We start from the raw sequence: 13970 nt of genomic DNA, 5'->3' as shown, positions 1-13970 counted from the left end.
TAAATGCACCATGCCGGCCCGCATAAGCAAAACATTTGTATGACGTGATAGAAGAAGCTGAACAATAGGGGCACGGGGGCGTTGTCCGTGGGCGGGATGCGACGGCGACTTGATTTTGCGGGCGTTCGAGTAGACAATAGCGTGTAAGCCAAGAGGTACGCCCGAATTTTTGCACGCACCAAAGAGGTGCGAACTGGGTTGCCCAAGCTTGGAAGAAGCGGTTGAAGGGCTTGCACCGTGTGCATACCCGCAGCCGCTTTTTTTTCGTCCATCGTTTGTCTGAATCATTGCGAGATCCCTGCATGGGCAAATGGTTGTTGCCCGAAAGCCTGGCAGACATCCTGCCGGCCGAGGCCCGGCGCATCGAAGAGCTGCGCCGCTTGTTGCTGGACCTGTACCGCACCTACGGCTACGAGCTCGTAATGCCGCCGCTGGTGGAATACCTCGACTCGCTGCTGTCGGCGAGCGGGGGAGACCTGGACCTGCACACCTTCAAGCTGGTCGACCAGATGTCGGGCCGCTCCCTGGGCATCCGTGCCGACATGACGCCGCAGGTCACGCGCATCGATGCGCACCTGCTCAACCGTGCAGGCACCGCGCGCCTATGCTATTGCGGCAGCGTGCTGCACACTTTGCCGCGCGGCCTGTGGGCGACGCGCGAACCGCTGCAGATCGGCGCCGAACTCTATGGACATGCCGGCCCCGAGGCCGACATCGAAGTCGTGCAGCTCGCGCTCGAAAGCGTGCGGCGGGCCGGCGTAGCCGACTACCGCATCGACCTGAGCCACCTCGGAGTGGTTCGCGCGCTGCTGGAAACCGATCCGGCTGCGTCGGCGCGTGCGGACGAAATCTTCGGCCTGCTGCGCGACAAAGACGTGCCCGGGCTCGCCTTGCTGGCGCCCGAGCTCGCGCCGGAAACGGCCCAGGCGCTGCAAGTGCTGCCCACCTTGTACGGAGACTTGGACGTGCTCGACGAGGCGCGCAAGGTATTGCCCGCGCTGCCGCGCGTCGAGCAGGCGCTCGACATGCTGGCCGGCCTTGCCGGCGCGCTCCCCGGCGTGGAGATCGGCGTCGACCTGGCAGACGTGCGCAGCTTCCACTACCACACCGGGGTGGTGTTCGCCGTCTATTGCGGCGGCTGGCCGAATGCCGTCGTACGCGGCGGCCGCTACGACGACATCGGCCGGGTGTTCGGCCGCGCCCGGCCGGCCACGGGCTTCAGCCTGGACCTGCGCGAGCTCGCCGGACTGCTCGCCCCCGCCAAGCCGAGTCCAGCCGTACGTGCGCCGTGGGGCTTGGACCCCGCGCTGATGGAAGCCGTGCGCGCGCTGCGGGCAGCCGGCCACATCGTCGTCCAAATCCTGCCCGGACACGAGCACGACCAGCAGGAGTTCGTGTTCGACCGCGAGCTGGTACAGCGCAACGGCACCTGGCAGGTCGAATCGCTGGCCGGAACCCCGGCGTCCAATCCGGCATCCTCATCCACCGCAATCTGACGCCCGTCGCGGGCGGACTTAGTAGAGAAGCAGAAGCAACATGGCTAACAACGTCGTGGTTATCGGCACCCAGTGGGGTGATGAAGGCAAGGGCAAGATCGTGGACTGGCTGGCCGAGTCGGCCCAGGGCGTCGTGCGTTTCCAAGGGGGCCACAATGCCGGCCACACGCTCTGGATCGCCGGCAAGAAGACCATTCTTCGCCTGATCCCCTCCGGCATCATGCATCCCGGGATGATCTGCTACATCGGCAACGGCGTGGTGCTGTCGCCCGAGGCGCTGCTGCGCGAAATCGAGGAGCTCGAGGCCGCCGGCGTCGAAGTCCGCGCGCGGCTGCGCGTCTCGGAAGCCTGCCCGCTGATCCTGCCGTACCACGTGGCGGTGGACCAGGCGCGCGAAGCGCGCAAGGGCGCGGGCAAGATCGGCACCACCGGGCGCGGCATCGGCCCGGCGTACGAAGACAAAGTCGCGCGCCGCGCCATCCGGGTGCAGGATCTCTACGACCCGGCCACTTTCGACGCCAAGCTGGAAGAGGCGCTGGACTACCACAACTTCGTGCTGACCAACTACCTGGGCGCGCAGGCCGTGGACCCGGCCCAGGTGCGCGACCAGGCCATGGCACTGGCGCCGGTACTCAAGCCCATGGTCGCAGACGTCGCCTCCGCGCTCTATGAAGCCTCCGCGGCCGGGCACAAGCTGTTGTTCGAAGGCGCGCAGGGAGCGCTGCTCGACGTCGACCACGGCACGTATCCCTACGTCACCAGCAGCAACTGCGTAGCGGGCGCCGCCTCTGCCGGCGCCGGGGTCGGTCCGCAAAAGCTCGAATACGTCCTGGGCATCACCAAGGCCTACGCCACCCGCGTCGGATCCGGGCCGTTCCCGACGGAACTGGACGACGAGATCGGTGCCCACCTGGCTTCGGTCGGCAAAGAATTCGGCTCGGTCACCGGCCGTGCGCGCCGCTGTGGCTGGTTCGACGGCGCGGCGCTCAAGCGCTCGATCCGCCTGAACGGCATTTCCGGCCTGTGCATCACGAAACTGGACGTGTTGGACGGCCTGGAAACCATCAAGCTGGGCGTGGGCTATCGCGTCAACGGCGAATTCCGCGACGTGCTGCCCTATGGAGCCGCGGCGGTGGCCAACAGTGAACCCGTGCTGGAAGAGATGCCCGGCTGGCGTGAATCCACCGTGGGCGTAACCGAATACGATAAACTTCCGGTCAATGCGCGCCGCTACCTCGAGCGCATGTCCGAAGTCTGCGGCGTGCCCATCGATCTGGTCTCGACCGGCCCTGACCGCACCGAAACCATCGTGCTGCGTCATCCATTCAAGGCCTGATCCAGGAGCCAATCAAGCGCCCCGGTCCCCCGGGGCTTTTTTGCAATACGCCTACGCCATGCAGCAAGACACCGACAAAGACCTCTGGGTCAGCTGGGAACGCTATCACCAACTCATCGAGCAACTGGCCCTGCAAGTCCATCAATCCGGCTGGAAGTTCGACCAGATCGTGTGCCTGGCGCGGGGCGGGATGCGCGTGGGCGATGTGCTGTCCCGCATTTTCGACGTCCCGCTGGGCATCCTCGCGACCAGCAGCTACCGTGAGGCGGCGGGCACGCAACAAGGGCGGCTGGACATCGCCCAGTTCATCACCATTACCCGGGGAACCCTGGAAGGCAAGGTGCTGCTGGTGGATGACATGGTCGACACCGGGGTCACCTTCGACAAGGTGCACCAGCACCTGCTCGCCCAATTCTCCTCGATCACCGAAATGCGCACGGCCGTATTGTGGTTCAAGGGCCACTCGAAAGTGGTGCCCGATTACTACGTACAAAAACTGCCGACCAACCCGTGGATTCACCAACCCTTCGAAGAGTACGACAGCCTGCGCCCATACCAGCTCGAAGCCTGGATCCGCAAGGGTAAGAGCGACTAAACCCCGGTCCGGCAAGCCGGGCCGGGCCGCGCCCCAGGCGCCGGCATCGACGATTTGCCGCAGGAAGTCCAGGCGGGGGATCCGCCCGCCGCCGGGCAGGAACGCCTCGCGCGGCAAGGCAGGGTGGGTGGCGAGACATCGGGCAAGCAGGGAGCGCCCCCCCAAAACAAAAAACCCCGGAACTGACGTTACGGGGCTTGCATCCAATCTAACTGAATTACGTGGTATCTAACCGTGGTGCCCAGGAGAGGACTCGAACCTCCACGCCGTTAAGCGCTAGTACCTGAAACTAGTGCGTCTACCAATTCCGCCACCTGGGCACTGCGTAAACCTCAACACCCGTTCAAACGGGTTGCCCAACCATGGCCGCCAACGCTGCCATTTCGATTGGTGCCCAGAAGAGGACTCGAACCTCCACGCCGCTAAGCGCTAGTACCTGAAACTAGTGCGTCTACCAATTCCGCCATCTGGGCATTTGCCGCAACCACCGTGCATTTGCTGCGGTAAACTCAAGTTATGCTTGCGTCACCGTTGCATGCAGGCAGTAGCAACAGAGCTGCGCATTATAAAGAGATCCTTAGACTTTGACAACTCGATCCCATAACAACCATCCTTCCACGCCCCCGGATTTCGACCCCGACGTACCTAGCCGAGAGCAAATCCTGAGGGTGCTGCGAGAGGCCAACGCGCCCATCGCCCCCGCCGAACTCGCAAGGCGTCTGGGCGTCGCCCCGGGCAGCGTGGGGTTCGAACGGCGCATCGCGGCCATGGAACGCGATGGCCAGCTGATGCAGAACCGCAAGGGCGCGCTTCTGTTGTCGACCAAACTCGATTTCATCGCCGGTCGCGTGCAGGGGCACCGCGACGGCTTCGGCTTCCTCATTCGTGACGACGGCCAGCCCGACATCTTCTTGCCGCCGAAGGAAATGCTCAAGGTGCTCCACGGCGACCGCGTGCTCGTCCGGCTGACGGGCACCGATTACCGGGGCAAGCCGGAAGCCACCATCGTCGAGGTGCTGGAGCGCCGCACCAACAAGCTGGTCGGACGCTTCCTGAACGAACGCGGATTATTCCTCGTCGTACCCGAAGACCAGCGCATCAAGCACGACATCTTGGTGCCGCCCGGCGAAACCGCCGAAGCCCAGCACGGCCAGGTCGTCACCGTGGAAATCATCGAACAGCCGACCCGCCACACGCAGCCGCTGGGCCGCGTGGTGGAGATCCTGGGCGAAATCGACGACCCGGGCATGGAAATCGAAATTGCGGTCCGCAAGTTCGACGTCCCGCACGAGTTTTCCCCCAAGGCGTTGGCGCAGGCCGAACGCCTTCCGTCCGAGGTTCGCGACAGCGACCTCGTCGAACGCTTCGACCTGCGCGACGTACCGCTGATCACCATCGACGGCGAGGATGCCCGGGACTTCGATGACGCCGTGTATTGCGAACGGGTGGAGCTGGGCACAGGAGCCCGCAAGCGCGCGGGCTGGCGCCTGATCGTCGCCATCGCCGACGTCGCCCACTACGTCAGGCCTGGCGACGCCCTGGACGCCGATGCGCTGGAACGCAGCACCAGCGTCTACTTTCCGCGCAAGGTCATCCCCATGCTGCCGGAAAAGCTGTCCAACGGGCTGTGCTCGCTGAATCCCAACGTCGACCGCCTGGTGCTGGTGTGCGACATGGTGATCCCCGCCACCGGAGCCAAGGCGGGCACGGTGCAGGCGTACCAGTTCTACAACGCCGTCATCCATTCCCATGCGCGCACCACCTATAACGAAGTGTGGGCAGCACTCCAGCAGCCCGATGGCCCGGCCGCGCGCAAGTACGCGCACGTCCTGCCCCAGATCCAGGACTTGTACGAGCTGTTCAAGCTTCTTGCGCAAGCGCGGCAGAAGCGGGGCGCCATCGATTTCGACACCATAGAGACCAAGATCATTTGCAACGAGCTCGGACGCATCCAGAGCATCGTGCCCTACGTGCGCAACGACGCGCACAAGATGATCGAGGAATGCATGCTCGCGGCCAATACCTGTGCCGCCGACTTCATGCAACGCAGCAAGCACCCGGGCCTGTACCGCATACACGAAGGTCCCACGCCGGAGAAACTGCAGGCGCTACGCGACTTTCTGAAGACGCTGGGCTTGTCGCTCGGCGGGGGCGACAAGCCCACGGCGGCCGACTACTCGGCGCTGCTGGAAAGCACCAAGCACCGGCCCGACGCGCCGCTGCTGCAAACCATGGCGCTGCGCTCGATGCAACAGGCCATGTACAGCCCGGACAACGTGGGCCACTTCGGGCTCGCATACCCCGCCTACGCACACTTCACGTCGCCCATCCGACGCTATCCCGATCTGCTGACGCACCGTGTCATCAAGGCTTTGCTGCAGGGCAAGCGTTTCGTACCCAACCCGCCGGAAGACACGCCGGTGGTGCCCGGTTCGGCCAAAGAGCAGGAACACGCCCTCTGGGAGAAGCTCGGCCTGTTCTGCTCGGCCAACGAACGCCGGGCCGACGATGCATCGCGCGACGTCGAGGCATGGCTCAAGTGCTGGTACATGCGTGAGCGGGTGGGCGACATTTTCAGCGGCACCGTGACGGGCGTCGCGGCGTTCGGCATCTTCGTCACGCTCGATGAATTGCACGTCGAAGGCCTGGTGCACGTCTCGGAATTGGGCGCAGAATACTTCCAGTTCAACGATGGCTTGCACGAACTGCGCGGAGAGCGCACGGGCATGCGCTATCGCCTCACCGACAAGGTACAGGTGCAAGTCGCCCGGGTGGACCTCGAGGCCAGGCGGATCGATTTCAAGCTCGTCAAAGGCGTAAGCTATGAAGGCCTGCGCAAGGCGATCAAACGCGAAAGCGCGCCAGCGCCTCGCAAACCGGAAAAAAGCGCGGCCAAGACCCCGCTCATGACCGAAACGGCCAAGCCTCCGAAAGACAAGAAGGGCATCCCGGCCAAGAAGTCCGCCACGGCGGAGAAACCGGCCAGCACCCGAAGCGGCAAGCGGGCAGCTGCCAAGCGCGGGCGCAAGCATCACTGAATCTCTGGTCTAATAACGGCATTGCGGCGCTGCCAGGAGCAGCGCCGTATCGTTTTTTGCCGTGCGCGGCATGCATCAATGGGGTGAAAAATGGCAGCGAGCCAGGTTTTGGTCGGATTTCACGCAGTCGCGGCGCGGTTGCGCCATGCGCCGGAATCGATCAAGGATATCTACGTCGAAGAGGCGCGCCGCGATCGCCGCATGTTGACGCTGATCGAGCAGGCACAGGCCGCGGGGCGCAAAGTGCATCCCGTCCCGCAATCACGCCTGGACGGACTCGCCAAGGGCCAGCGCCATCAGGGCGTCGTGGCATTGGCCACGAGCCTGCAACTGGCCATGGACATAGACGAAGTGCTCGACGAGGCGTCCGGGCCAGCCTTTTTACTCGTGCTGGACGGGGTGACGGACCCGCACAATCTCGGCGCCTGCTTGCGAACTGCAGACGGAGCCGGCGTGCATGCCGTGATCGCACCGCGCGACCGAGCCGTGGGCTTGAATGCCACGGTACAGCGCGTCGCCTGCGGCGCTGCCGACACCGTTCCCTATCTCACGGTGACCAACCTCGCGCGGACCTTGCGCAGCCTCAAGGAACGGGGCATATGGGTGGTGGGAACCGATGACGAGGCCACCGAAACCATCCACCAGGTTGACGCCCGCCAACCCATCGCATGGGTCATGGGTGCGGAAGGCGAGGGCATGCGGCGTTTGACCCGCGAAACCTGCGACCAACTGGTCCGCATTCCCATGATGGGCTCGGTGGAAAGCCTGAACGTGAGCGTGGCGTCCGCCGTGTGCTTGTACGAAACCGTGCGGCAACGCGCGGTGTAGCGCCACAGCGGCTGGCCATCGTCAGGCGTTCCAGCTGCGGGCGAGCCAGAACGCCAGGCCCGCTGGAGAGCTCCCCGCACCGCCCGAGCTGCCGCGCTGTTTGAACGGCCACCGGCTGCGGCCCGGCGAAGCCGGCTTGGCCCGGGGGGCGCCTTGTTCTGGGGGCGCCTGGACCGGCCGGGCATTCGCCACGGCGGCCGTTTCGTCCGGTTCGTTCAATTGTGCGGCCGAGCAGAAACGGGTGCCCGCCAGGGCAAGGCCGGCCACGCGGCGGAATCCTGCCCGGGGCTCGCGTTGGCCGATTTCCAATGTGACCGCGCCGCGGCCGGCTTCGTCGTCCGGGGCGATGCGTTGCAGGCGGAGCTCACCTGCCTGACTCATGTCTGCCAACAGGCGCAACTGGGAAACCGACGTCGTGGCAGGCGTGCTGCAAGTATGGAACAGGAAGGCGGGGCACCCCGAGAGCCTTGCCGCCAGCAGCAGGCGCCTTACCGTGCCTTCGGACCGCACCGCGGCCTCGTCGGGAGGAAGGATCGCGACCAACGCGGCAAATTCGCCGGATCGCACCGCCGTCTCGATCTGGTCCAGGCCGTCGTCCAGCGGACGGGCCGAGCGGACCAGCTTGACGCACTCGAGCGCCACCCCGTGCTGGATCAGCGCCGGCGCATATGACAAGTACGGCGGCACCAGCAGCGCCACCGTGCGGCCTGCGCGGGTGAGACGGGCGAGCAGCGGACCGAGCAGGTTCAATTCGCCATGCCCGACGCGCGAAACCAGGATTTCCGTCAGTGCGCCGACAGGCCACCCAGCTTGCGGCAGCGCCGCATCGAGCCCGGGATATCCGCTGGAAAGACTGGGGACTTGCGTATGGTGTTTCATGGAGATCGTCCGTCGGATGCTTTCAGTGCAGGAGTCCGGCCCGGATCAGGCCAACCGCGATGCCCTCGAGGGCGAAGTCGTCGCGGTTACGGCTGATCTCGATGGGCTTGAAATCGGGATTGGCGGGCAAGAGGCTCAGGCCGCTTTCGGTATAACGCAGTTGCTTGACGGTGACTTCGTCGCCGAGGCGTGCCACGACGATCTGCCCGTCGCGGGCCTGGGCCGCCTTCTTGACGGCCAGCAGGTCGCCGTCGAGGATGCCGGCATCCCGCATGCTTTCCCCGCGCACCTTCAGCAGATAGTCGGGACGTTGCGAAAACAGCGCTTGGTCCACGCCCACCTCCTTCTCGATGTGCTCGGCGGCAAGGATGGGGCTGCCAGCCGCGACCCGGCCCACGAGCGGTAGCACGAGCTGCGCCAGCGCCGGATGCGTGAGCTGCAGGGAAGGGGAATCGGCGGCAGTGGCGTCTTTGAGCCGTATGCCGCGCGAGGTACCGGCCGACAACTCCAACACCCCCTTGCGCGCGAGCGCCTTCAGGTGTTCTTCCGCCGCGTTCGGGGAACGAAAACCGAGCGCCTGCGCGATTTCGGCGCGCGTGGGGGGAAAGCCGGTTTCGACGATGGTCCGGCGGATGAGATCGAGGATCTCCTGCTGGCGTGCGGTCAGCTTGGGCATGTCTGGCTCCGGTTTTGCGCGGCCGCCCGGGGTGGGAGGTGCGACAGACGCTTCTGTGGTTTTATCCAGTAACTGTATTTTTATACAGTACCGATGGGCGGCGCAAGCATAATCGCCAGGTGTCGCGGCCGCGCCACCATGCGCGGGGCGGGTATCATCGGGCTCCGGCAAGCACATTGATTCCCATGCCTCTTCCGCACCTCTGCCTTCTCGCCACCGGTGGCACCATCGCCGGAGCCGGCGTCGAGCCCCAATCCGTCGAAGCCTATACGGCGGGCGTGCTCGACGTGGCGGCGCTATGCGCGCAAACACCCGGGCTCGACCAGGTCGCCCGCATCAGCGCCGAACAGTTCGCATCCATCGACAGCAAGGACGCCACGCCCGCCTTCTGGCAGTCGCTCGCCAGCCGGCTGCAGCAGGCGCTGGACGATCCGCAAGTCGATGGCGCCGTCGTCACGCACGGCACCGACACCCTCGAGGAGACGGCCTACTATCTCCATCTGGTGCTCAAGAGCGACAAGCCTGTCGTCTTGGTGGGCGCGATGCGCCCGTCGACGGCGCTGTCGGCGGATGGGCCGCTGAACCTGCTCGACGCCGCCACCGTGGCCGCCACCTCCGGCGCGGCGGGGCGCGGCGTGCTGGTGGTACTGAACCACCAGGTCTTCGGCGCGCGAGAGGTGGGCAAGGTCAATGCCAACCGGCCCGACGCCTTCGCCGCGCCCAACGCCGGTCCGCTCGGGCTGGTCCAAGACGGGCGGGTCACCTGGCTCGCGCGTCCCGAGCGGCCGCACACCCGCGCGACGCCATTCACCCCTGCAACGCCGCTCGTCCCGGTGGAAATCCTGGCTGGCTATGCGGGTGCCTCGACTGCCCTGATCGATGCCGTACCCGCAACGGGCGCGCGCGGCCTTGTCTGGGCGGGCCCCGGCAACGGCTCGGCGAGCGCCGAAGCCATGGCGGCGCTCGAGCGCCTTGCTGGCGCGGGCCTGGCCGTCGTGCGAACCAGCCGCACGGGGAGCGGACGCGTCACCGCAGCCTGCAGCCTGCCCGGGGCCGGCACCCTGTCGCCCTGGAAGGCGCGGGTCCTGCTGATGCTGGCGCTGGGGGCGGGCGCCTCGGGCCCGGAGGCCGTGCAGGCAGCCTTCGACACCTACTAGCGCAGGCAGGCCGCAACGGCCCTGCCGGGGTCGCGCCAAGCATGCCAAGGCCGATCCACGCCGGCCGTCATTGAGCGCGGCGGGGTGGGGAGCCCGTCCCGCGGTTCGCCCTCCCGGGCTGCCGTACCCCGGTCGGGGGGCGATCATGGCCGGCCACGAGGCGCGCCTTGATTTTTCCGCGTTTGCAAGCGATAATAGCTGGCTTAATTTTTGGCAGGCATTGCGCATTGTGTTATGCGCAGACCTCCTGCCGGATTTGAGAACCCTTGTCCGACTCTAGACGCTTGAGCGGACTTGCGCCTTTCGGGGCGGCCTTTCGAGTCGCCTCCAGGACCATCCATAAGGAGCGTAAATGCGTCACTACGAAATAGTTTTCATCGTTCATCCGGACCAGAGCGAGCAGGTTCCGGCCATGGTCGAGCGTTACAAGACGCTGATCACCAGCCAGGGCGGCGCAGTACACCGCCTGGAAGACTGGGGTCGCCGCCAATTGGCATATCCGATCCAGAAGCTCGTCAAGGCTCACTACGTGTGCATGAACATCGAGTGCAGCCAAGCCACGCTGGACGAACTCGAGCACGCCTTCCGCTATAACGACGCCGTGCTGCGCCATCTCGTCGTCAAGATGAAGAAGGCCGAGACCGCCCCGTCGCCGATGATGAAGATCGTCGAGCGCGAGGAGGCCCGCAAGGTGTCCACCGAGGCCACGCAAGCCGAGGGCTGAGCCCCGGCCCGGCTGGCATGACAGGTCGTTGCCGACCGCCCGCATCCCAGGCCGCTCCCGCGGCAGCTTGACGATGCCCCGGACGACACGGCGTTGAACCAGGTTCTTCTGACCGCCCAGGTGGTCGAGTGCAAGCCGCTCAGGTACACCCCCGCCGGCATACCGGTGCTGGAACTGACGCTTGCCCATGAATCCGAGCTGCTCGAAGGCGGTAGGCCCCGCCGGGTGGAAATGCTCGTCAACGCGGTGGCGATCGGCGATCTCGCCAGCAGGCTCGAGCGCGAAGCGCTGGGCCGATCGCTGCGGATCGAGGGTTTTTTGGCACCGACCCGGAAAGGTTCAAGCAGACTGAGGCTGCATATCCAGCAGGCCACCGTCGCCCAGGCGGGTGATGGACGAAGCGGGCAGGGCAGCGCTCAGGTGTGAAACGGATTGAATACCCAAGAGGTACATCATGGCCGCATTCGGCAAACGCAAGGAAAAGAAGAAGTTCGGTCAACAGAACCCGCTGTTCAAGCGGCGCAAGTTCTGCCGCTTCACGGCAGCCGGCGTCGAACAGATCGACTACAAGGACATCGAAGTCCTGCGCGACTTCATCCAGGAAAACGGCAAGATCATCCCCGCTCGCCTGACCGGCACCAAGGCGCATTACCAGCGCCAACTCGATACGGCGATCAAGCGCGCCCGCTTCCTGGCGCTCTTGCCCTACACCGACAACCACAATTGATTGCCGGGAGAGTCTAATCATGCAAATCATCTTGCTCGAAAAAGTCGTCAACCTCGGCAACCTGGGCGACGTCGTTCGCGTGAAGAACGGTTACGCGCGTAACTACCTGATCCCGCAGAAGAAGGCCAAGCGCGCCACGCAGGCCGCCCTGCAAGAGTTCGAAGCGCGCCGCGCCGAGCTCGAGAAAATCCAGGCCGAGAAGCTGGCCGCCGCGCAAGCCATGGCCCAGCGCCTGGAAGGCTACACGGTATCCATCACGCAGAAGGCCGGCGTCGACGGCCGCCTGTTCGGTTCGGTCACCAACTTCGACATCGCCAGCGCGCTCAAGAGCGCCGGTTTCGAGTCGGTGGAAAAGGGCATGGTCCGCCTGCCCAACGGCCCGCTCAAGACCATCGGCGAGTTCCCGATCGAAATCGGCCTGCATACCGACGTGGTGGCCAACATCACGGTCGTGGTGGTCGGCGAAACTGCCTAAGCGAGCCTTGGTACTCCGCGGCGCGGGGGCAACCGGCCGCACCACCCATCCGGCCTGCCTGGCGGCAGGCCCGGCAATGAAAACCCTCCATTTTCTCCGCGAAATGGAGGGTTTTTTTTCCCAAGGCCGGCACCGTGCACCACGCACGCGGCGGGGCCTCCTCGACAACTGCGCCCGCCATCGCTCGCCACGCTATAAACTGTCGTGGTCCGGCATACCGCCGGCCGCGCATCCATTCCAGGTTTTTGTCGCTCTATGAATTCGCCAGCCGATCCTCAGCTAGAGTCCCTGCGCATCCCCCCCCACTCGGTCGAAGCGGAGCAGTCCGTGCTGGGAGGTTTGCTGCTGGACAATGCAGCCTGGGATCGCATCGCCGACATCCTCAAGGAGGATGACTTCTACCGTTACGATCATCGCCTCATCTGGCAACAGATCGCCAAGCTCATCGGGCTGGGCCGTCCGGCGGATGTCGTGACCACCCACGAAGCGCTGCAGACGGCGGGCAAGGCGGAAGATGCAGGCGGGCTCGCCTATCTCAACTCGCTGGCCCAGAACACGCCATCGGCGGCCAACATCAGGCGCTACGCGGAGATCGTGAGGGACAGGGCGGTACTACGCCGGCTCGTCACGATCTCGGACGAGATCGCGGACGCGGCCTTCAACCCCCAGGGCCGGGACACGCGCCAACTGCTGGACGATGCCGAGTCCAAGATCTTCAAGATCGCCGAGGAGGGCGCGCGCGGGACCGCCGGCTTCCAGTCGCTGCAGCCGCTCCTCACGCAGGTGGTCGAGCGCATCGACGAGCTCTACCATCGCGACTCGACTTCGGAAATCACCGGCGTGCCGACGGGCTTCACCGACCTCGACAAAATGACGTCGGGCCTGCAGCCGGGCGACATGATCGTCGTGGCCGGCCGGCCCTCGATGGGTAAGACCGCTTTCTCGATGAACATCGGCGAGCACGTGGCCGTGGAGGAGGGCCTGCCCGTTGCCGTCTTCTCCATGGAAATGGGCGCGGCGCAGCTGGCCATGCGGATACTCGGGTCGGTGGGGCGACTGGACCAGCAGCGCCTACGCACGGGCCGGCTGCTCGATGAAGACTGGCCCAAGCTCACGCATGCCATCCAGAAAATGCAAGACACGCAGCTCTACATCGACGAGACCCCGGCGCTGAGCCCCATGGAGCTGCGTTCGCGCGCGCGCCGCCTGGCCCGCCAATGCGGCCAGCTCGGGCTGATCATCATCGATTACCTGCAGCTGATGTCGGGCAACAGCGGCTCGAGCAGCGAGAACCGGGCATCGGAACTGTCCGAGATCAGCCGCTCGATGAAAGGCCTCGCCAAGGAATTGAACTGCCCCCTCATCGCGCTCTCGCAGCTCAACCGTAGCCTGGAGCAACGTCCGAATAAACGCCCGGTAATGAGCGACCTGCGGGAATCAGGCGCCATCGAGCAAGACGCAGACGTCATCATCTTCCTCTACCGCGATGAGGTCTACAATCCGGATACGCCGGACAAAGGCACGGCCGAAGTCATCATCGGCAAGCAGCGCAACGGGCCGATCGGCACCGTCCGGCTGACCTGGCAGGGCATGTACACCAAGTTCCAGAATTTCTCCGGCAACGCCTACGTCGATTCTGAATACTGATCCCGCACACACTGCGACCGGCCCGCGCAGAGCCCGTCGTCTCGTGCATGAACGGGCGAGCCGACGCCCACGGCCCGCCTCCGCCGCCCCAAAAAGGGGCTCCCCAGCGGGCAGGGCAGCACGCATATAGTGCTAAACTGCGCGCGGTTTTGAACACGTCATGTAGCTGTCATGTGACGTATCGTGAGGACGTGATGTTTGGACGCTTGATGCCCAAAGAGGGCCGCTTTTTCGATCTCTTCACGGCGCATGCCGACTTGTCCCGCCAAGGCAGCCGGGAATTGGCCGCACTGATGGCCGACCTGGACCAAGCCGAGGAGCGCGTCAAGAGCATCGAGACGCTGGAGAAAAAGGCCGACAAGGTTACCCACGATACGATCGACCTGCTGCAC

General features: G+C 65.1%; 13 protein-coding genes, 2 tRNA genes and 1 pseudogene. 12 read left to right on the top strand and 4 right to left on the bottom strand.

The genetic code is table 11. The features are described from left to right. Positions 1 to 302: 302 nt before the first annotated feature. The 3 genes from IRZ12_RS09290 to IRZ12_RS09280 are packed head-to-tail and all read left to right on the top strand — an operon-like array spanning position 303 to position 3427. Positions 303 to 1496: an ATP phosphoribosyltransferase regulatory subunit gene (locus tag IRZ12_RS09290; protein ID WP_296467645.1), complete on the top strand. Its 1194-nt coding sequence runs from the start codon at positions 303 to 305 to the stop codon at positions 1494 to 1496. Positions 1497 to 1536: 40 nt separating this feature from the next. Then, complete coding sequence (locus tag IRZ12_RS09285; protein ID WP_296467642.1) at positions 1537 to 2832, top strand: adenylosuccinate synthase; 1296 nt, start codon at positions 1537 to 1539, stop codon at positions 2830 to 2832. Positions 2833 to 2890: 58 nt separating this feature from the next. Then, entirely contained in the window at positions 2891 to 3427 is a 537-nt protein-coding gene (locus IRZ12_RS09280) for a phosphoribosyltransferase (RefSeq protein WP_296467639.1), read from the top strand. 235 nt (positions 3428 to 3662) lie between these two features. Here the strand turns inward: IRZ12_RS09280 and IRZ12_RS09275 are convergent. Both IRZ12_RS09275 and IRZ12_RS09270 read right to left on the bottom strand, forming a co-directional pair. Beyond that, positions 3663 to 3747 (bottom strand) — tRNA-Leu (locus tag IRZ12_RS09275). A gap of 68 nt (positions 3748 to 3815) precedes the next feature. Then, positions 3816 to 3900: transfer RNA gene (locus tag IRZ12_RS09270), tRNA-Leu, on the bottom strand. A gap of 111 nt (positions 3901 to 4011) precedes the next feature. Between IRZ12_RS09270 and rnr the strand changes: the two genes are divergently transcribed. Next, entirely contained in the window at positions 4012 to 6465 is a 2454-nt protein-coding gene (gene rnr / locus IRZ12_RS09265) for a ribonuclease R (RefSeq protein ID WP_296467636.1), read from the top strand. Positions 6466 to 6555: 90 nt separating this feature from the next. Then, complete coding sequence (gene rlmB / locus IRZ12_RS09260; RefSeq protein WP_296467633.1) at positions 6556 to 7293, top strand: 23S rRNA (guanosine(2251)-2'-O)-methyltransferase RlmB; 738 nt, start codon at positions 6556 to 6558, stop codon at positions 7291 to 7293. Between the two features lie 21 nt (positions 7294 to 7314). Here the strand turns inward: rlmB and IRZ12_RS09255 are convergent, their stop codons facing one another. Both IRZ12_RS09255 and lexA read right to left on the bottom strand, forming a co-directional pair. Next, a complete protein-coding gene (locus IRZ12_RS09255; protein ID WP_296467628.1) occupies positions 7315 to 8172 on the bottom strand; it encodes a hypothetical protein in 858 nt (285 codons plus the stop codon). 22 nt (positions 8173 to 8194) lie between these two features. Beyond that, positions 8195 to 8848, bottom strand: coding sequence for a transcriptional repressor LexA (gene lexA / locus IRZ12_RS09250; protein WP_296467625.1), 654 nt, complete (start codon positions 8846 to 8848; stop codon positions 8195 to 8197). A gap of 185 nt (positions 8849 to 9033) precedes the next feature. Here lexA and IRZ12_RS09245 point away from each other — a divergent pair, with 185 nt between their 5' ends. From IRZ12_RS09245 to IRZ12_RS09215, 7 genes and pseudogenes are all read left to right on the top strand, one after another. Then, on the top strand, positions 9034 to 10005 hold the full coding sequence (locus tag IRZ12_RS09245; protein ID WP_296467622.1) for an asparaginase: 972 nt from the start codon (positions 9034 to 9036) through the stop codon (positions 10003 to 10005). Positions 10006 to 10357: 352 nt separating this feature from the next. Further along, positions 10358 to 10729, top strand: a complete 372-nt coding sequence (rpsF, locus tag IRZ12_RS09240; protein ID WP_296467618.1) for a 30S ribosomal protein S6 — start codon at positions 10358 to 10360, stop codon at positions 10727 to 10729. 93 nt (positions 10730 to 10822) lie between these two features. Next, positions 10823 to 11155 (top strand): primosomal replication protein N, encoded by a 333-nt coding sequence (gene priB, locus IRZ12_RS09235; RefSeq protein ID WP_296467615.1) that lies wholly within the window; start codon positions 10823 to 10825, stop codon positions 11153 to 11155. Positions 11156 to 11183: 28 nt separating this feature from the next. After that, positions 11184 to 11456 carry a 30S ribosomal protein S18 gene (gene rpsR / locus IRZ12_RS09230; protein ID WP_296467612.1) on the top strand — a complete coding sequence of 91 codons (273 nt, stop codon included), beginning with the start codon at positions 11184 to 11186 and terminating at the stop codon, positions 11454 to 11456. A gap of 19 nt (positions 11457 to 11475) precedes the next feature. Continuing rightward, entirely contained in the window at positions 11476 to 11931 is a 456-nt protein-coding gene (gene rplI, locus IRZ12_RS09225) for a 50S ribosomal protein L9 (RefSeq protein ID WP_296467609.1), read from the top strand. 255 nt (positions 11932 to 12186) lie between these two features. Continuing rightward, entirely contained in the window at positions 12187 to 13578 is a 1392-nt protein-coding gene (locus tag IRZ12_RS09220) for a replicative DNA helicase (RefSeq protein ID WP_296467607.1), read from the top strand. A gap of 209 nt (positions 13579 to 13787) precedes the next feature. After that, positions 13788 to 13970: pseudogene (locus IRZ12_RS09215) on the top strand (DUF47 domain-containing protein); the annotation flags it as partial.

The organism is Pigmentiphaga sp. (assembly GCF_019689535.1).
In the GTDB taxonomy this organism is placed as follows: domain Bacteria; phylum Pseudomonadota; class Gammaproteobacteria; order Burkholderiales; family Burkholderiaceae_B; genus Pigmentiphaga.
Note: the sequence above shows the minus strand (reverse complement) of the source record. Positions and strands in the feature narration are given on the sequence as shown.

Excerpts from the sequence above, each read along its gene's own strand:
- IRZ12_RS09290 (WP_296467645.1), top strand. The coding sequence starts at position 303 with ATGGGCAAATGGTTGTTGCCCGAAAGCCTGGCAGACATCCTGCCGGCC.
- IRZ12_RS09285 (WP_296467642.1), top strand. The coding sequence starts at position 1,537 with ATGGCTAACAACGTCGTGGTTATCGGCACCCAGTGGGGTGATGAAGGC.
- IRZ12_RS09280 (WP_296467639.1), top strand. The coding sequence starts at position 2,891 with ATGCAGCAAGACACCGACAAAGACCTCTGGGTCAGCTGGGAACGCTAT.
- rlmB (WP_296467633.1), top strand. The coding sequence starts at position 6,556 with ATGGCAGCGAGCCAGGTTTTGGTCGGATTTCACGCAGTCGCGGCGCGG.
- IRZ12_RS09255 (WP_296467628.1), bottom strand. The coding sequence starts at position 8,172 with ATGAAACACCATACGCAAGTCCCCAGTCTTTCCAGCGGATATCCCGGG.
- lexA (WP_296467625.1), bottom strand. The coding sequence starts at position 8,848 with ATGCCCAAGCTGACCGCACGCCAGCAGGAGATCCTCGATCTCATCCGC.
- IRZ12_RS09245 (WP_296467622.1), top strand. The coding sequence starts at position 9,034 with ATGCCTCTTCCGCACCTCTGCCTTCTCGCCACCGGTGGCACCATCGCC.
- rpsF (WP_296467618.1), top strand. The coding sequence starts at position 10,358 with ATGCGTCACTACGAAATAGTTTTCATCGTTCATCCGGACCAGAGCGAG.
- rpsR (WP_296467612.1), top strand. The coding sequence starts at position 11,184 with ATGGCCGCATTCGGCAAACGCAAGGAAAAGAAGAAGTTCGGTCAACAG.
- rplI (WP_296467609.1), top strand. The coding sequence starts at position 11,476 with ATGCAAATCATCTTGCTCGAAAAAGTCGTCAACCTCGGCAACCTGGGC.
- IRZ12_RS09220 (WP_296467607.1), top strand. The coding sequence starts at position 12,187 with ATGAATTCGCCAGCCGATCCTCAGCTAGAGTCCCTGCGCATCCCCCCC.